The sequence below is a fragment of the Streptomyces sp. NPDC041129 genome, from assembly GCF_055592265.1.
The window spans coordinates 239,991-257,474 of sequence record NZ_JBVIYV010000001.1 but is presented as its reverse complement, the minus strand read 5'-3'; the positions used below and the strand labels follow the sequence as shown (position 1 = coordinate 257,474).

Here is a 17,484-nt window from a genome sequence, read left to right as displayed (position 1 = left end):
CTCCGGTCCACCGAGTCCCTCGTAGAACTCGGTGGCGAACTCGCCGTTTTACTCGGCGGAGTTGAAGCGCAGGAGTTCGTTGAGCTCGCGCAGCTCCGCGTCGGACATCTTGTCGCCCTTACGGGCCAGTTCGACGGCGCGCTCGACCTCGGCGTCGTTGAGCGACTCGTACTTGCTGTGGCCCGAGTTGTAGCGGTCGTTGCCGTGGCTCTTGGTCAGGGCGCGGGCGACCGAGGCATCGATCTCGGCGGCGTGGGCGAGGATCCGGTTGATCCGGTCCTCCAGCTCCTGCCGCTGGTCGAGCTGGTCCTGGGTGCGCTCGTCGGTGTCCCCGCGCACGTGCGGGAAGAAGCAGCGGACCCTGCCGCCGCCGATGTCCTCGACACGGATCCCGAACTTCGCGGCGTCGTCGTGGACAGCGGTCTTCACCTGCTGCTGCAGCGACTCGAGCTCGGTGTGCCCGTCCTCGAGGACCTGGTAGATGCTGTTGGCCTCGGCGTGCAGGTCGGAGATCTCCTTGGCCGTCTTGGCCACGAACCCCCTCGTCACCGTGGCATTCACGCCGGCCCACCGCGCGGATTCCGATTTGCCTTGCATCCCTCTACGCGCGTTCTCCGCCGACTTCTTCAGGCCTTCGACGGCCTTCTTCCAGTCGGACACGGCGTTCGCGAGCTTGCCGAGGTCGACCTCGACGAGGTCGGTGAAGGTGAGAGCCATCAGCGGTCCCCTACTTGAAGTACTCGTCGAGCTGGGACACGGACGTGGCTGAGCCGTCACCGCCACGCAGGACCGTACCGATCTTGGCGTCGTCCTCCGCGTGCCGCTTCTTGGTGTAATCCAGATGGTCGGAGACGTGCGCACACGCCTGCAGGACCGCCTCGACCTGCGAGGTCCACATGTCGACGGTCGTCGCCAGAGCACCGCCGGTCTGGAACCCGTGCGACTTCCCACATGCGACTCAACCACGTGCCGCCGGACGAGGGCGGCGGAGGCACCGGAGACCTGGTGGCCCCACCAGGACGATCTGGGCGCCGTGGGCCATGAGGCCAACATCCTCCATGACGACGTGAAGAGTCAGGCCGACATCGCCGGGACCGGCAACGGCTCGACGGCCCAGGCCGCCGCCACCTTGGCCGCCTGGGCCTTCAACCGCTCCCACTCGTCCCATGCCATGCCGGGATCCCATTCCCCCTAGCGGACGATCCGGTGCCCGGTCAAATTAGCAATCCCGGCCGGGGCAGGTCCGCATCACGTCCTTTGTGTGCCACATGTCGGCTGTGAAGATTTCCGTCAGACGCGACCGCACCGGGTGCCGGAGAAGAGTGTGGCGGCGGCCGACAAGGTGTCGGCCGCCGCCCGGCGAAAGGGATGCGCGTCGAGGTGTGGAAAACGCCCTGACGTCAGTTGGTCGCGCTGCCCGCGACCCACTCGTTCCACGGCACGTTCCAGTCGCTGAGGCCGTTGTCCGGCGCCAGCTTGGTCTTGTCGTCGGAGTTCTTGACGATCACGACGTCGCCGATCAGCGAGTGGTCGAAGAACCAGGCGGCGGGCTTCCTGCTGTCGCCGCCGCCCTTGACGTCCTTAAGCCCCACGCAGCCGTGGCTGGTGTTGACCTTGCCGAAGACCGAGTCTGCGCCCCAGTAGTTGCCGTGGATGAACGTGCCCGAGTCGGACAGGCGCATGGCGTGCGGCACGGCGGCGATGTTGTACGAGGGCTTGCCGTCCTTCTCCGTGAGGTTGACACTCGCCGCGTTCATGCGGATGTGCCGGAACTTCTCGGAGATGACCATCCGACCGTTGTACGTCGGGTGCTCGGGGCTGCCGGACGAGATCGGAATGGTCTTGATCTTCTTGCCGTCCCGCACGACGGTCATCTGCTTGGTCTTGGCGTCGACCGTGCTGATCTGGCTCCGGCCGATCTTGAACGTGACCGTCTTCTGAACGCCGCCGAGGTTCATGTCGACGGTGACGGTCGAGCCGGGCTTCCAGTACTTCTCGGGGCGGAAGTCCAGTCGGCCGTCGTTGAGCCAGTGGCCGACGACCTGCTGGCCGCTGCTGGAGCTGACCTGGATCTCCGACTGCACGGCGGCCTTGTCGGTGATCGCCTTGTCGAAGGTGAAGGTCACCGGCATGCCCACGCCGACAGTGGAGCCGTTCTGGGGAGAGAGGTGCCCGATGAAGTCGTTGCCCGGGGAGACCGTGACGATCGTGGCGTTCTCGGTGGCGGAGCGTCCCTCGGCGTCCTGGGCCTCCGCGGCGACCTGGTACCTCGTGGCCGGCTTGAGCGCGCTGTCCGTCTGCCAGGACGTGCCGTCCGCGGACAGGGTGCCGGGGGTCTCGGCGCCGGTCGCCACGGCGGTCATGGTGACCTTGGTGAGCTTCCCGTCACTGACGGTCACCCTTACGGGGTCGTTGACTCCGACGTGGTGGGCGCCTTGTCGGGGCGTGATCTTTATTCGGGCGTCGGAGGCGTCCTGGGTGGTGGCCGGACCCGCCGAGGGCGCGGACGCCGCCGGGGTCGCCGAAGCCTCCGGAGTGGCCGGGGTCGCCGAGGCCGCCGGGGACGACGGAGCCACCGGAGGCTGGGTCTGCTGCTGGTCACCGGCACCGTTGCCGCCGGTGGCGGCGTGGCTGGTACCGCCCAGAGCCGTCACTGCGAGCACACCGCCGAGTACGCCGGCCGCAGCCACCATCCTGGTGCGTCGTATTCGTACCGCGGTCAAACTCTTCTCCCATGCCGTTGATCTCGGATTCTCCGGGACTGGTTGCCCGAGGGTCACAACCGCCCTTCGATCCACTTATACACATTCGCCCGCGCATAATGGGCAAACTGTGCTGAAGGTTACCCATCGCCGGAAGCGGGCACGGCCGCCCCCAGGCCCGGGCCCGAGGCGGCAGCCGGTGAGCCGCCCGGCCGCCGCCTGCCCGCCGCCTGCCCGACCCGGGGTGTGGCCGGTGTCACCCCTTCTGTTCCACCCGCACCCAGTCCACCTCGGCCTGGACTCCCCCGCCCGCGATCCGGTCCACGCTGGACTGCGGGAGCCCCCAGTAGGGGCTGGTCACCTTGTTCCAGCCGGCCGGGTAGGCGCCGCCCAGGGCGAGGTTGAGGATGATGTACTGGTTGTGGTCGTAGACCCACTGGCCCCGGGTCGACTCCAGCTTGTTGCGGGTCGTTTCCTGGACCAGGCGGTCGTCGACGTAGAAGCGCATGGCCGTCGGGGTCCATTCGACGGCGTAGGTGTGCCACTGGTCCGCCGTGCCGCCGCCGGTGTACGTCTGGCGGGCGCCGATGTTGCCGTCCGCCGAGTAGCCGGGGCCGTGCAGGGCCGAGCTGGTCCAGTCGCCGTAGCCGATGTTCTCCATGATGTCGGTCTCACCGGAGGCGGGCCAGGAGACGGACGGGTTGTCGACGTTGCTGCCGAGCAGCCAGAAGGCGGGCCAGAAGCCGTCGCCGACCGGGAGCTTCATGCGGGCGCTGACCTTGCCGTACGTGAAGTCGAAGTGGGTGTTGGTGTCGATGCGGCCCGAGGTGAAGTCGTAGGTGCCGCCGCCCGCCCTCGTGCAGCCCTTGCAGTACTCGGCCTTCAGGATCAGGCTGCCGTCGCGGGTCTGGATGTTGTCCGCGGAGTCGACGTAGGCCTGGGACTCGCCGTTCACCGGACCCATTTCCGTGCCCGTGCGGACGACGCGCCACTTGGAGCGGTCGAGTGCGGCGCCGGTGAAGTCGTCGAAGAAGGTCGTGCGGTAACCGCCCTGCTGGTCGCCCGGGAGCGCGGGGTAGGCGGCGGAGGCGGAGCCGCCGGCGCCCCAGACCTGGAACTCGTAGAGGGAGTATCCGAACTGGGCGGTCGCGGGGGCCGGGTTGTAGAAGGAGCGGCGTTCCTTGCCGAGCATGCGGACGTAGCGGCCGGTGGCCGGGGACGGCAGCTTCACCGTGTCGTGCAGGCCCGTCGCGTCGGAGGGGGACTTGACGTTCGCCCGGCGTGCGGCGATGTCCGCGGCGGACGGTTCGTAGACCGTGCGCCAGGTGCGGTTGTCGTCCGAGACCTGGAGGAGGTAGTCGACCGCGTAGGCGGACTCCCAGTACAGGTCCACCGTGTCGATCGTCGACGGTGCGCCGAGGTCCACCGAGACCCAGCGGTCCGCGTTCCAGTCGCTGGACCAGCGGGTGCTGTCGGCCTTCAGGTCGGCCGGCCAGCCGCCGTCCGTGACGAACGCCGGTGAGTTGCCCGCGTGCTGGTAGTAGTTGGAGTACGCCGGGTGGTTCAGGGCGAGGTTGGTGCGGGTCGTGGAGGCGGGGGTGGGTTCGCCGCCGTAGACCTTGAAGTTCCAGAGGGAGTAGCCGTAGGGCGTGGCGCGTTCCAGGCCGCGCAGGCGGACGTAGCGGCCGGTGACCTCCTGCGGGTAGGTGTGGGCCGTGACGGAACCTCCCGTGCCGTCGGTCTCCGTGTAGAAGGGTGTCCAGTCGGTGCCGTTCCTGGAGACCTCCAGGACGTAGCGCTTGCCGTAGGCGGCCTCCCAGTCCAGGACGACGCGGTCGACGCGCATGGTGATGCCGAGGTCGACGCGGATCCAGGCGTCATCGGCGAAGTCGCTGGACCAGCGGCTGGCGCCGTTGCCGTCGAAGGCGAGACCGGGGGCGGTGCCGGCGTTCTCGCTGCCGGAGGCGGTGACGGCGGCGGGGTTCGCGGCGTATGCGGCGGCCGCGCGGTCGGTGTCCCAGCCGGCGGCGGCCGGGGCGGCGTGCGCGGGGGCGGCCAGGAGCGGGCCGGAGGTCAGCAGGGCCATGGTGGACAGGGCGGCGGCGAGCAGGCTGCGCGGGATACGGGATGGCATGCGGCTCTCCTCTGTGGGGTGGGGATCCGGCAGTGCGATCAATGACGCGTACATGACAGTCCACGCGCCATAACGGACCAGACGATTCAGCGAGACGCGTGGTGCGGAACCGGTGGGCGCGGGGTTCCCGCACCCGCGCCCACCGGTCGTCCGGGCCGGACTCAGGCGGCCCGGCGCATCGAGGGGGCCTGAGTCGGCCCGGCGTGTCGAGCGGCCTCAGGCACTCAGGCGGCCCGGCGGGTCTGACCGCGGTGTACGCGGACGATGTCCGCGTACCGGTGCCCGCTGCCCTTGATCGTGCGCACCTGGGTGCGGTAGTCGACGTGGACCAGGCCGAAGCGCTTGTCGTAGCCGTACGCCCACTCGAAGTTGTCCAGCAGCGACCAGGCGAAGTAACCGGCCAGCGGGGCGCCCTTGCGGGCGGCGGAGGCGCAGGCGGCGAGGTGTCGCTCCAGGTACTCCTGGCGCTCCGGGTCGTCCACGGTGCCGTCGGGGCGGACCACGTCCGGGTAGGCCGAGCCGTTCTCGGTGACGTAGATCTTCCGGGCGCCGTACTCCTCGGTGAGGCGCAGCAGCAGGGTCTCGATGCCGCCGGCGTCGATCTCCCAGTCCATGCCGGTGCGCGGGACGTCGGGGCGGCGGACCGAACGGACGCGTGGCGCCGGGCCGTCGGGGTCGTCGGCGACGTAGGCCGGGAAGTAGTAGTTCAGGCCCAGCCAGTCCAGCGGTGCGGCGATGGTCTCCAAGTCACCCGGTTGCTCGGGCAGTTCCACACCGTAGGTCTCGAGCATGTCGGCGGGGAAGCCGCGGCCGTGCACCGGGTCGAGCCACCAGCGGTTGACGTGGCCGTCGTGGCGGCGGGCGGCCGCCAGGTCCTCGGGGCGGTCGGTGGCGGGGAAGACGGTGGAGAGGTTGTTGACGATGCCGACCTGCGCGTCGGGGACGGCGGCGCGGATCGCGCGGGTGGCGAGGCCGTGGCCGAGGAGCAGGTGGTAGGAGGCGCGGACGGCCGCGGTCAGGTCGGTCCAGCCGGGGGCCATGGTGCCCTCCAGGTGTCCGATCCAGGCCGAGCAGGAGGGCTCGTTCAGGGTGGCCCAGAGCTTGACGCGGTCACCGAGGCGTTCGGCGACGGTCGAGGCGTACTCGGCGAACGCCAGGGCGGTGGCGCGTTCCGGCCAGCCACCGCGGTCCTGGAGCGCCTGGGGCAGGTCCCAGTGGTAGAGGGTGACGGCCGGGGTGATGCCCGCTTCCAGCAGGGCGTCCACCAACTCGTCGTAGAAGGCGAGGCCCTTGGCGTTCACGGCGCCCGTGCCGCCGGGGATCACGCGGGGCCAGGCGACGGACAACCTGTAGGCGTTGGTGCCGAGTTGGCGCATCAGGCCGATGTCCTCGCGCCAGCGGTGGTAGTGGTCGCACGCGACGTCGCCGTTGTCGTCGTTCGCGATCTTCCCGGGGGTGTGCGAGAAGGTGTCCCAGATGGAGGGTGAACGGCCGTCCTCGTCGACGGCCCCCTCGATCTGGTACGCCGCTGTGGCCGTGCCCCACAGGAAGTCGTGCGGGAGTGCGGCGAGGTCGATGCGGTCGGACACGGAAGTCCCTTCGTGGTACGGGAGGGCGGTCATTTGACGGCGCCCGCCGTCAGACCTGTGACGAGATAGCGCTGCAGGAGGAGGAAGCCGGCCACCACGGGCACGCTGACGACCAGCGAGGCGGCCATGATCTGGTTCCAGTAGACGTCGTTGAGGGTGGAGTAACCCTGGAGGCCGACGGCGAGGGTGCGGGTGGCGTCGTTGGTCATGACGGACGCGAAGAGCACCTCTCCCCACGCGGTCATGAACGCGTAGACGGCGACCGCGACGATGCCGGGGACGGCGGCCGGCACCACGATCCTCAGCAGCGCCTTCAGCGGCCCGCAGCCGTCCACCAGCGCGGCCTCGTCCAGGTCGCGCGGCACCGAGTCGAAGTACCCGATCAGCATCCAGATGGAGAACGGCAGGGAGAAGGTGAGGTACGTCAGGATCAGACCGCCCCGGGAGCCGAACAGGGCGATGCCGGTGGCGTTGCCGATGTTGACGTAGATCAGGAACAGCGGGAGGAGGAAGAGGATGCCGGGGAACATCTGCGTCGACAGGACGGTGACCGTGAAGACGCGCTTGCCCCGGAATTCGTAGCGGCTGACCGCGTAGGCCGCGAACACCGCGATGACCACCGAGCAGATGGTCGCGGCGCCCGCCACGACCAGGGAGTTCACGAAGTACCTCGCGAGCGGGACCGTGGACCAGATGTCGATGTACGGGCGGATGGTCAGCCCGCTGGGCAGCCAGCGGAACTTGCCGGTGACGTCGGCGAGCGGCTTCAGCGAGCTGGAGACCATCACGTACACAGGCACCAGCACGAATCCGGTGAGCAGGGTGAGGAAGATCCGCCGCGTCCACAGGAAGGAACGGGGCGGCGCCATCGGCGAGTTGGGCATCACAGTGCCGCGGCTAGACATCGGCGGCCCTCCGTCCGCGTGAGGTGAACAGCAGGTACGCGCCGGTCACGACCAGCAGGAAGAGCAACAACAGGACGGACATGGCGGAACCGGTGCCGAAGTTCCAGGTGACGAACGAGGCCTGGTAGATGTGGACGGAGATCAGGTCGGCCGCCTCCGGGGCGGCCTTGCCGAACAGCACGTACGGCGTGTTGAAGTCGTTGAACGTCCACAGGAACAGCACCAGGACCAGCACCTGGTTGACCGGTCGCAGCGAGGGCAGGGTGATGCGGCGGATCTGCTGCCACATCCCGGCGCCGTCCAGCGCGGCCGCCTCGTACAGCTCCGTGGGGATGTTCTGCAGGCCGGCCATCACGATGAGGAAGGCGAACGGCCAGCCCTTCCACACCGAGACGGTGAGCAGGGCGTAGAAGCTGTTGTCGCCGATGAGCCAGAACGACGGCTTGTCGGTGAGGTGGAGCTGGTCGTGCAGCACGTGGTTCACCAGGCCGTTGTCGTGCTGGAACATGAACACCCAGGTGATGACGGCCGCGTAGACGGGCAGCGCGTACGGCACGAGGAACAGCGCTCGCAGCAGTCCGCGGCCGCGGAAGGTGTCCTGCATGAAGACCGCGGCGGCGGTGCCGATCAGCCAGCACAGGCCGACCGAGAGCAGGGTGAAGCCGATCGTGACGAAGAACGAGTGCAGCAACGCCTCGCCGACGGGCGCGTCGAAGTCGACCGACACCTTGTAGTTGCCGAGGCCGGACCAGGGGGCGCTGCCCCAGTCGCGGATGTAGAACTGGGTGAGTTCCTTGAAGCTCATCACGATGCCGATGACCATCGGCACCAGATGGACGAGGAGTTCGAGCAGAAGGGCGGGCAGGAGCAGCAGGTACGGCAGTCCGATGCGGCGGATCCGCCCGGTGCGGCGGCGGGGTTCGCGCGCCGCACCGGGGGACGTCTGACGCACCGGCTCCTTCAGAGCGGTGGAGGTCATCTCAGCTCACGCCGCCGGCATCTGCTGCTGGGCCTTCTCCAGCTTCGCCTTGACGGAGTCGGTGGTCACCGCGCGGCCGGCGGCGGCGTCGGCGAACAGGTCCTTGACGGCCGTACCGACCGCCGTCTCGAACTGCGACTCCGAGGCGACCTGCGGCAGTGCCGCCGCGCTGGTGCCGAGGGTGCTCTTGAGCACCGCGTTGGACGGCGAGTTGAAGGCCGCGTCCGCCTGGGCGCCCTTGACCGGCGGGATGGAGGTGTAGGCCTTGTTGAGGATCTTCTGCTCGTCGTCGCTCGTCATGAACTTCACGAACTTCGTGGCGCCGTCCTGGTTGTGACTGTTCTTGAACACGGCGATGTTGATGCCGGCGACCATGGAGTTGGTCTGCGCGCCGGTGCCGGGGGCGCCGGACTGCACGGGCACCGGGGCGATGCCGTAGGCGTCCTCGCTCATGCCCTGTGACTTCAGGTTGGCGGCGGCGGACTGCCACAGCAGCATGGCCTGCTTGCCCTTGGCGAAATCGCTGACGGACTGGTTCTGCGCGTACTCGGCGTCGCCGGTCGGGATGACCTTGTCCTTGGCCATCAGGTCGACGTACTGCTTGATCGCCTCGACCACCTTGGGGTTGGTGAAGTCGGGCTTGCCGTCGGCGGTGAAGAAGTCCGCGCCGTGCTGCTTGGCGAAGACGAAGACATGGTGGATGTTCTCCGAGACGTTGGCGCCCTCCGCGCCGAGCACGGACTTGCCCTTCGCCCTGATCTTCCTGCCGTCGGCGACCAGTTCGTCCCAGGTGGCCGGGGGCTTGGAGATGCCTGCGTCGGCGAAGATCTCCTTGTTGTAATAGAGCGCGTACGCCATGGAGTACAGGGGCACCGCGGCCGGGTCCTTGCCCTGGACGCCGGTCGAGCCGAGCGCGGAGTCGACGAACCGGTCCTTGCCGCCGATCTTGCCGAAGTTCTCCGCGTCCCACGGCAGCAGCGCGCCGGTCGCCTGCAGGGAGGCGCTCCAGGTGTTGCCGATGTTCAGCACGTCCGGGCCCTGGCCGGAGGTGGTGGCGGTGAGGATCCGGTTGAGCAGGTCGGACCACGGCACGACCTCCAGCTTCACCTTGATGCCGGTCTGCTTCTGGAACTTGTCGAGTTCGGGCTGCAGGACCTTCTTGTCGACCGCGATGCTGGCGCCCTGGTTGGAGGCCCAGTAAGTGAGCGTCTTCGGCGAGTCGTTGGACCCGCCGCCGCTCGACGAACCTCCTCCGCAGGCCGTAGCCGCGAGGGCGAGAGACATGGTGACGGCGCCTACGGCCGCGGCTCGGATGCTGCGCATGGCTCCTGGTGTCCCTTTCCGGGAGTCGGGGCTGATCGTGAAGGCCGACACCCCGTTCGGCTCCCGAAGCCCCTCATGGCTTAATTTAGGATGTGAGTTAAACCTCAAGAGAAACGCTCGTCAAGGGATCCGGCAGCGGCATCCGGTCCGGCGGGCCGGAAATGTGAGCGAACCAGGGAGGTCGGGTGGCAGGACTGGGCGGCCGTACGGTGCGTGACCTGCGGCGGGAGAGCCGGGGCGCCGTTCTGCAACGGTTGTATTTCGATGGGCCGATGAGCCGGCAGGCGCTGGTCCCGGCGACCGGACTGAGTTCGGGCTCCGTCAGCAACGTCGTGGCGGAACTTCTGGCCGACGGCCTGGTCGAGGAGGCCGGCAGCGTCGGCTCCGACGCGGGCCGCCCGCGCCGACTGCTGCGGATACGGCCGGACAGCGGGTGCCTCATCGGGGTCGACGTCGGCGAGACACGGGTGCGAGTGGAACTGTTCGACCTCGGACTGCGCGAACTGGCGCGGGCCGAGCGGCCGTTGGGGCCGCGTGGCTACGACGTCGACGCGGTCGTCGGCCATGTCCACGAAGGCATCGCCGAAGTGCTCGGCACGGGCCGGCCGGCCACCGGCGAGCTGCTCGGCGTGGGCATGGGAGTGCCCGGCATCATCGAGGAGGCGGAGGGCGCGGTCGTCCACGGGCAGACGATCGGCTGGGACGCCGTCCCGCTGGAGCGGCTGCTCCGGCGGTCCGCGGCCGGCCACCTCCCGCCGGAGGTGCCGTACTTCATCGACAACGGCGCGAAGACCCTGGGGCAGGCCGAGATGTGGTTCGGCGCCGGGCGCGGGGCCCGCAACGCCGTGGTGGTGCTGTTCGGCTCGGGCGTCGGCGCGTGCGTCGTCACGGAGGAGGCGGCCCAGGGACGGGCGGTGGAGTGGGGGCATCTGACGGTACGGGTCGGCGGGCGCCGGTGCCGGTGCGGCGCCCGGGGCTGCCTGGAGGCGTACGCGGGCGCGGAGGCGCTGGTGGCACGGTGGCGGGAGGCGGGCGGGCGCCCCTCGGACGGTGCCGACGAGGAGACGGCGCTGACCGAACTGCTCGCCGCGGCCCGTCCCGCAGACGCCCGCGCACCCGACCCGGTGGCGGCCGCCGTGCTCGCCGAGACCGCCGAGTACCTGGGTGCGGGCCTGTCCGACCTGATCAACCTCTTCCAGCCCGAGCGCCTGCTGATCGGCGGCTGGGCGGGACTGCAACTGGGCGGCGCGTTCCTGGACCAGGTCCGCGAGCACGCCCTCGCGCAGGCCCTGCGGTTCCCGGCCGGCCGGGTCGGCATCGAACTGGGCCTGCTCGGCCCGGACGCGGTCACCGTGGGCGCCGCGGTGCTTCCGCTGGCCGCGTTCTTCACCCGCGGCGGGCAGCCGCCGCGGCCCCCCGGCCGGCCGGCGCCGTCACCGGCATGGCGGGTGGCGCTGAACGGGCGGCTGGTGTGAGGAGGGTGTGGGGCGGGGGGTGCGGGTTGAGCGCGGGGCGCGAGGTGCCGGTTCCGGTGCGGGTGCGGGTGGGGGTGGTGGGTTGCCGTCAGGGAACCTGGGGCTGGAAGTCGCGGAGGCGGTCGTGGCCCTCCTGGACGACTCCGTAGGTGTTCGCCGGTACCTCGTTCCAGGCACCGGGAAGATCGCCCAGGGGTTCCGACACCACCAGGCGGGTCTCGTCGGACACCGCCCGCAGGAAGTCGGTGTCCGGGTGCAGCGCCCGCATGTCCTCCACCCTGCTGCTGTAGTACAGCGACCTGGGTGTGCCCGCGCTGGCGTAACGGAAGGCCAGAAGCTGTTCCCCGTCGGCGACCGCGATCGTCATCTGCAGCGGCGGCGCGAGATCGTGGTCCCGGGCGAGCTGTTCCACGAAGCCGGCCATACGGGCGACACCACCGGCCGGATCGTCGGCCAGACCGAACGTGAGGGCCAGGTAGAACATCACCTCCGAGTCGGTGCTGCCCTCGATCGACGGAAAGAGTGCCGGGTCGACGGCGAGGAGGAGGGCGCGGCGCAGTGCGTGGAAACCGGCGATGGCGCCGTTGTGCATCCAGATCCAGCGGTCGAAGCGGAACGGGTGGCAGTTGGTCTGCTGAACGGCCGTGCCGGTGGAGGCCCGGACGTGGGCGAAGAACAGGGGTGCGCGGACGTGCCCCGCGATCTCGCGAAGGTTCCGGTTGCTCCAGGCCGGCCCGACGTCGTGGAACACGGCCGGTGTACGCGCGTGCTCCTCGTACCAGCCGATGCCGAAGCCGTCGCCGTTGGTCGTCTCGACGCCCATCTTGGCGTGCAGGCTCTGGTCGATCAGCGAGTGTTTCGGCCGGTACAGGACCTCTTCGAGGATCAGGGGCGTTCCCGAATAGGCAAGCCAACGGCACATGGCTCACGCCCTCCGTACACGGTCGCGGCGATGACGCGTGCTGCTTCGCCTCGTGCCTCGTGTCGTGCCTAGCGCCATGCCTTGCGCCACGTCTCGTGTCGTACCTCGGCTCGTGTCCTCGGTCATCCTCGTCTCACGCCTTCCCCTCCGGGCCGCCGGGTGATGGGTGTCCGGCATTAACCTCATCCGACCCGGAGCGCGACCGCATCGCCCGGCAAGGGTGATTTTCCGTCCTGCCGGCTCCGACCGGGCTCCTCCCCACGCTCCCGGACTCGTGCGGGCCGCACCACGCCTCGCGCTCATGCGTGGTGCGGCCCGCGTGCGGTCCGCGCGCGGCCTGTTCGGGACCGCGTCTACGCGCGGCTTGGAGCCCGGGCCGCCCGGGCCTCCGCTATCGGACCGGCGTCTTCACCGGCGCCTGGGCGTAACCGGCCGCCCGCGTGGTGAAGGTGCCCCGCCCCTGGGTACGGCTGCGCAGGCGGGTCGCGTAGCCGAACAGCTCGGCCAGTGGCACCGTGGCCGTCAGCACCGCCGCGCCGCCCCGCCTTCCGGACCCGGTGACCCGGCCACGCCGAGCGGCCAGGTCGCCGAGGACGCCGCCGACCGCGTCCTCCGGCACGGTGACCGTGACCTCGGCGACCGGCTCCAGCAAGGTCATCGCGCAGGCGCTCAGCGCCGCGCGCAGACCCAGCCGGCCGGCGGTGCGGAACGCCATGTCGGAGGAGTCCTTCACATGGGTGGAGCCGTCGGTCAGCGTGACCCGCAGCCCCGTCACCGGGTGACCGCCGAGCGGCCCCTCGGCCAGGGCGTCCCGGCAGCCGGCCTCCACCGCGCGCACGTACTCCTGCGGCACCCGCCCTCCGACCACGACGGACCGGAACTCGAAGCCGGTGGCGCCGACTTCGGTCCCGAGCGGCTCGACGTCCAGGACGACGTGGGCGAACTGGCCCGCGCCGCCGTCCTGTTTGACGTGCCGGTGGACATGACCGCTCACGCCGCGCACGACGGTCTCCCGGTGCGCGACCCTCGGACGGCCCACCGTGACCTCGGGTCCGCCGTCGCGCCGGACCTTCTCCACCGCGACCTCCAGGTGCAGTTCCCCCATCCCGGACAGCACCGTCTGCCCGGTCTCTCCGTCGGTGCGCACCACCAGGGACGGATCCTCCTCCGCCAGCCGCGCCAGCGCCGTCGCCAGCTTCCCGGTGTCCGTGGCGCGCCGTGCCTCCACGGCCACGGACACCACGGGCTCGGCGGCCACGGGCGGTTCGAGCAGCAGCGGGGCGCCGGGATCGCACAGGGTCGAGCCGGGCCGCGCCGACTTCAGGCCCGCCAGCGCGACGATGTCACCGGCGACCGCCCGGTCCAGCTGGGCGTGCCGGTCCGCCATGACCCTGAGGATCCGCGCCACCCGCTCGGTGCGGCCGGTGCCCGGGTCCCACACGGTGTCTCCCTTCGCGATGGCGCCCGAGTAGACGCGTACGTAGGTGAGGCGTCCGGTGCTGCCCGCGTTCACCTTGAACGCGAGGGCGGCGAACGGAGCTTCGGGGGCGGCGGCCCGCCGCTGCTCGGTGTCCTCGTGCACACCGCGTACGGCGGGTACGTCCAGCGGCGACGGCAGGTAGGCCACCACCGCGTCCAGCAGCGGTTCGATGCCTCGGTTGCGATAGGCGGAGCCGCACAGCACGACCACGCCGTCGCCGGTGCGGGTGAGGTCGCGCAGTGTGGCGGCGAGGGTGGCGGCGGAGAGGGTCTCGTGGTCGCAGAACTCCTCGAGGGCGGCGGGGTGCAGCTCCGCGACCGCCTCCTCCAGCGCCCGGCGCCGTCGCAGCGCCTCCTCGCGCAGCGCCTCCGGCACCGGACCCTCCAGCGCCGTACTCTCGCCGTCGGCCCATACCAGGGAACGCATCCGCACCAGGTCCACCACGCCGGTGAAGCCGCCCTCGGCGCCGATCGGCAACTGGACGACCAGCGGGGCAGGATGCAGCCGTTCCCGGATCGAGTCGACGGCCCGGTCGAGGTCGGCGCCCGCGCGGTCGAGCTTGTTGACGAAGGCGATCCTCGGGACGCCGTGCCGGTCCGCCTGCCGCCACACCGACTCGCTCTGCGGCTCGACCCCGGCGACGGCGTCGAACACGGCGATCGCCCCGTCGAGGACGCGCAGCGAACGCTCGACCTCGTCGGCGAAGTCGACGTGGCCGGGGGTGTCGATGAGGTTGATGCGGTGACCGTCCCAGGCACAGCTCACGGCGGCGGCGAAGATGGTGATGCCACGGTCGCGTTCCTGCGGGTCGAAGTCGGTGACGGTGGTGCCGTCGTGCACCTCGCCGCGCTTGTGGGTGGTGCCCGTCGCATACAGGACGCGCTCGGTGACGGTGGTCTTGCCGGCGTCGACGTGGGCGAGGATGCCGAGGTTGCGGACGACGGCGAGGGTACTGAGGTTGGTGCGCACGGCCCGTGGCCTTTCTGCGGATCAGGAAAAGGGCAGCGCGATTTCCCCGACGAGGACGGACGAACAGACACCGGGAAACTGAAACGGCCTTGTCGGCCTACGAGTCGTCGAACCGGGTCAGTGGGTCGTCGCGGGCATCCGGTACCGGCCGCGCAGCGGGCACCGGACGGACGAGGACACCAGGATCACCTCGGACCGCGACGGGGGAACGACGACGGCGGTACGGTCACGCACGGCCGGGCTCCCCTCGGTGATCACGGTTCAGTGGACGCACAGATCGCGCCGCCGATGTGTCGGTGGGGCGCGCGGTGCATGCCGAGTCTAGGAAAGAGACCGGGCGGCGAGTAGCGAATATTCGATGCGGCAGGCGCGGTCAAGGCGGAGGCGGGCGACGCCGGGTGGGGCGCGGCTACAGCGTGCGTGAAAGCGCGGAAGAGCGGAACTGTCGGGGGCGCAGACGAACGGGGCGGCGTACGTCGACGGTTGTCGAAGTACGCCGCCCTGGGGTGGGACGGGTTGCGGGTGTGGCCCGCGGGGTCACGGCGGTTACTTGGGGTCGTGGTTGAACTTCTTGGTGGACCAGAGGTAGCCGAGGACGGCGAGGGCGAGGCACCAGGCGACGGCGAGCCAGCCGTTGTTGCCGATCTCGGTGCCGAGGAGGAGTCCGCGCAGGGTTTCGATGGCGGGGGTGAAGGGCTGGTACCGGGCGATGGGCTGGAACCAGCCGGGCATGGCGTCGATGGGGACGAAGGTGCTGGACAGCAGCGGCAGCAGGATCAGCGGCATGGCGTTGTTGCCGGCCGCCTCGGCGTTGGGGCTGATCAGGCCCATGCCGACGGCGATCCAGGTGAGCGCGGTGGAGAAGAGTACGAGCAGTCCGAACGCCGCGAGCCATTCCCAGAGGGTGGCGTCGGTGGAGCGGAAGCCGATGGCCACGGCGACGGCGCCGACGAGGACGACGCTGATGACGGACTGCAGGACGCTGCCGATGACGTGACCGATGATCACCGAGCCGCGGTGGATCGCCATGGTGCGGAAGCGGGCGATGATGCCCTCGGTCATGTCGTTGCAGACGGAGACCGCGGTGCCGACCACGGTGCTGCCGATGGTCATCAGCAGCAGGCCGGGGACGACGAAGGCGATGTAGGCGGAGCGGTCCGGTCTGCCGCCGCCGATGCCCGCGCTCATGGTGTCGCCGAAGATGTAGACGAACAGGAGCAGCAGCATGATCGGGGTGAGCAGGAGGTTCAGGGTGAGGGAGGGGTAGCGCCGGGCGTGCAGGAGGTTGCGGCGCAGCATGGTGGAGGAGTCGCGCAGGGCGAGGGCGAGGGTGCTCATCGGGCGTTCTCCTTGGGCTGGTTCGGGATGGCGGCGCCCCCGGTGAGGGCGAAGAAGACGTCGTCGAGGTCGGGGGTGTGCACGGTCAGTTCGTCGGCCTCGAATCCGGCCGTGTCCAACTGGTCGAGGATGGAGCGCAGTGCGCGCTGGCTGCCGTCGCTGGGGATGTGCAGGGCGAGGGCCTGGTCGTCCCGGGTGACCTCGCGGAGGGTGGTGGCGGCGCTCTGGTAGGCGGCGGGGTCGGTGAAGCGGAGCCGGACGTGACCGCCGGGAACGATGCGCTTGAGTTCGTCGGCGGTGCCCTGGGCGGCGATCTTCCCGCCGTGGAGGACGGCGATGCGGTCGGCGAGTTCGTCGGCCTCCTCCAGGTACTGGGTGGTGAGGAAGACGGTGACTCCGCCGGTGACGAGTTCGCGGATGATCTGCCACATGTTGTGCCGGGAGCGCGGGTCGAGGCCGGTGGTCGGCTCGTCGAGGAAGATGATGCGGGGGCTGCCGACCAGGGTCATGGCGATGTCGAGTCGGCGTTTCATGCCGCCGGAGTAGGTGGAGGCGGGCTTCTTCGCGGCGTCGGTGAGGTCGAAGCGCTCCAGCAGTTCGGCGGTCACCCGGCGCCCCTCGCGCCGGGTGAGGTGGTTCAGGTCCGCCATGAGGAGCATGTTCTCCTCGCCGGTGATCAGTCCGTCGACGGCGGAGAACTGTCCGGTGACGCCGATCGCGGCGCGCACGGCCTGCCCCGCCGTGCCGAGGTCGTGACCGCCGACGCGGACGGGGCCGCTGTCGGGGTCGGGCGAGATGAGGGTGGAGAGGATGTTGACAGCGGTGGTCTTGCCGGCGCCGTTCGGGCCGAGCAGGGAGAAGATCGTTCCCTCCGGTACGGCCAGGTCGACGCCGTCCAGGACGGTCTTGTCGCCGTAGGTCTTGCGTAGTCCGTTCGCCGCGATGGCCAGGTCGGTCATGAGAGGTGCCCCTTGTTCGATGTCTGTGGGTTCAGAGGCTGCGGGCGCTGATGTCGCCGTAGGCGGTGGTGGCGTGGATGGTCAGGCCGGCGGCGCCGTCGGCGTTCCGCAGCGCGTTGTGGATCCGGCCGTAGCCGGTGCCGGCGTCCAGGGAGGCGGAGACTCCGCGGGCGGCGCCGATGGAGATCCCGCCGTGCTGGGTGCGCAGGGTGACCTCGCCGCGCTGGGCCTCGGCCACGCTGATGTCGCCCTTCTGGGTGCTGATCTCGGCGGGGCCGCCCAGACGGCCGACCGCGACATCGCCGGCCTGGAGGGTGAGGCGGGCGCCGGCGGTCTCGTCGAGCTTGACCGAGGCCTGCGCGCCCTCGAAGACGACGTCACCGAGGCGTCCGACGCCCCGGAGTTCGGCGAGGGCCGCCTTCGCCTCGACCCGGGAGCCGGCGGGCAGCTGGACGGTCACCTCGACGGATCCGGAGTCGCCGAGGATCCGGTTCCTGGCCGCCGGGGCCTCGATCCGCAGGACGCCTTCGGTGTAGGCGACCTCGATCCGCTCCGCCGCCTTCACGTCGCGTCCCTTGGTGGCGTCGGCGGGCAGTACCTCCACCGTGGTGTCGGTCCGGTCGGCGGCGATGAAGCGGATGTGCCCCGCGGGGATGTCCAGGACGGCGGAGACGGTGGAGGGGGTGTCGAACTTCTGCATGGTGTGCTC

14 protein-coding genes are annotated in these 17,484 nt (G+C 70.1%); 1 reads left to right on the top strand and 13 read right to left on the bottom strand.

Annotation, left to right across the window (positions count from 1 at the left end):
• Window positions 1-48: 48 nt before the first annotated feature.
• The 8 genes from ACZ6B1_RS01085 to ACZ6B1_RS01050 all read right to left on the bottom strand — a co-directional run bounded on the left by ACZ6B1_RS01085 (window position 49) and on the right by ACZ6B1_RS01050 (window position 9,632).
• Window positions 49-717 carry a hypothetical protein gene (locus tag ACZ6B1_RS01085; protein ID WP_468773772.1) on the bottom strand — a complete coding sequence of 223 codons (669 nt, stop codon included), beginning with the start codon at window positions 715-717 and terminating at the stop codon, window positions 49-51.
• Between the two features lie 10 nt (window positions 718-727).
• Window positions 728-898, bottom strand: coding sequence for a hypothetical protein (locus ACZ6B1_RS01080; RefSeq protein WP_468773770.1), 171 nt, complete (start codon window positions 896-898; stop codon window positions 728-730).
• Window positions 899-1,400: 502 nt separating this feature from the next.
• Entirely contained in the window at window positions 1,401-2,693 is a 1,293-nt protein-coding gene (locus ACZ6B1_RS01075) for a L,D-transpeptidase (protein ID WP_468773768.1), read from the bottom strand.
• Between the two features lie 265 nt (window positions 2,694-2,958).
• Entirely contained in the window at window positions 2,959-4,836 is a 1,878-nt protein-coding gene (locus ACZ6B1_RS01070; protein WP_468773766.1) for a discoidin domain-containing protein, read from the bottom strand.
• Between the two features lie 224 nt (window positions 4,837-5,060).
• Window positions 5,061-6,458 (bottom strand): GH1 family beta-glucosidase, encoded by a 1,398-nt coding sequence (locus ACZ6B1_RS01065; RefSeq protein WP_468773765.1) that lies wholly within the window; start codon window positions 6,456-6,458, stop codon window positions 5,061-5,063.
• A complete protein-coding gene (locus ACZ6B1_RS01060; protein ID WP_468773763.1) occupies window positions 6,455-7,330 on the bottom strand; it encodes a carbohydrate ABC transporter permease in 876 nt (291 codons plus the stop codon). Before ACZ6B1_RS01060 ends, ACZ6B1_RS01065 begins: the two co-directional genes overlap by 4 nt.
• Complete coding sequence (locus ACZ6B1_RS01055; RefSeq protein WP_468773761.1) at window positions 7,323-8,309, bottom strand: carbohydrate ABC transporter permease; 987 nt, start codon at window positions 8,307-8,309, stop codon at window positions 7,323-7,325. Before ACZ6B1_RS01055 ends, ACZ6B1_RS01060 begins: the two co-directional genes overlap by 8 nt.
• Window positions 8,310-8,315: 6 nt before the next feature.
• Window positions 8,316-9,632, bottom strand: coding sequence for an ABC transporter substrate-binding protein (locus tag ACZ6B1_RS01050; RefSeq protein WP_468773759.1), 1,317 nt, complete (start codon window positions 9,630-9,632; stop codon window positions 8,316-8,318).
• Between the two features lie 185 nt (window positions 9,633-9,817).
• Between ACZ6B1_RS01050 and ACZ6B1_RS01045 the strand changes: the two genes are divergently transcribed.
• Complete coding sequence (locus ACZ6B1_RS01045; protein WP_468773757.1) at window positions 9,818-11,107, top strand: ROK family transcriptional regulator; 1,290 nt, start codon at window positions 9,818-9,820, stop codon at window positions 11,105-11,107.
• 88 nt (window positions 11,108-11,195) lie between these two features.
• Here the strand turns inward: ACZ6B1_RS01045 and ACZ6B1_RS01040 are convergent, their stop codons facing one another.
• The 5 genes from ACZ6B1_RS01040 to ACZ6B1_RS01020 all read right to left on the bottom strand — a co-directional run bounded on the left by ACZ6B1_RS01040 (window position 11,196) and on the right by ACZ6B1_RS01020 (window position 17,475).
• Window positions 11,196-12,029: a class II glutamine amidotransferase gene (locus ACZ6B1_RS01040; RefSeq protein WP_468773755.1), complete on the bottom strand. Its 834-nt coding sequence runs from the start codon at window positions 12,027-12,029 to the stop codon at window positions 11,196-11,198.
• A gap of 391 nt (window positions 12,030-12,420) precedes the next feature.
• Window positions 12,421-14,478: an elongation factor G gene (fusA, locus tag ACZ6B1_RS01035; protein WP_468773754.1), complete on the bottom strand. Its 2,058-nt coding sequence runs from the start codon at window positions 14,476-14,478 to the stop codon at window positions 12,421-12,423.
• Between the two features lie 546 nt (window positions 14,479-15,024).
• Window positions 15,025-15,816, bottom strand: a complete 792-nt coding sequence (locus ACZ6B1_RS01030; protein WP_468773752.1) for an ABC transporter permease — start codon at window positions 15,814-15,816, stop codon at window positions 15,025-15,027.
• A complete protein-coding gene (locus tag ACZ6B1_RS01025; protein WP_468773750.1) occupies window positions 15,813-16,775 on the bottom strand; it encodes an ATP-binding cassette domain-containing protein in 963 nt (320 codons plus the stop codon). The genes ACZ6B1_RS01030 and ACZ6B1_RS01025 overlap by 4 nt, the downstream gene beginning before the upstream one ends.
• A gap of 31 nt (window positions 16,776-16,806) precedes the next feature.
• Entirely contained in the window at window positions 16,807-17,475 is a 669-nt protein-coding gene (locus tag ACZ6B1_RS01020) for a DUF4097 family beta strand repeat-containing protein (protein ID WP_468773749.1), read from the bottom strand.
• Between the last annotated feature and the right edge of the window lie 9 nt (window positions 17,476-17,484).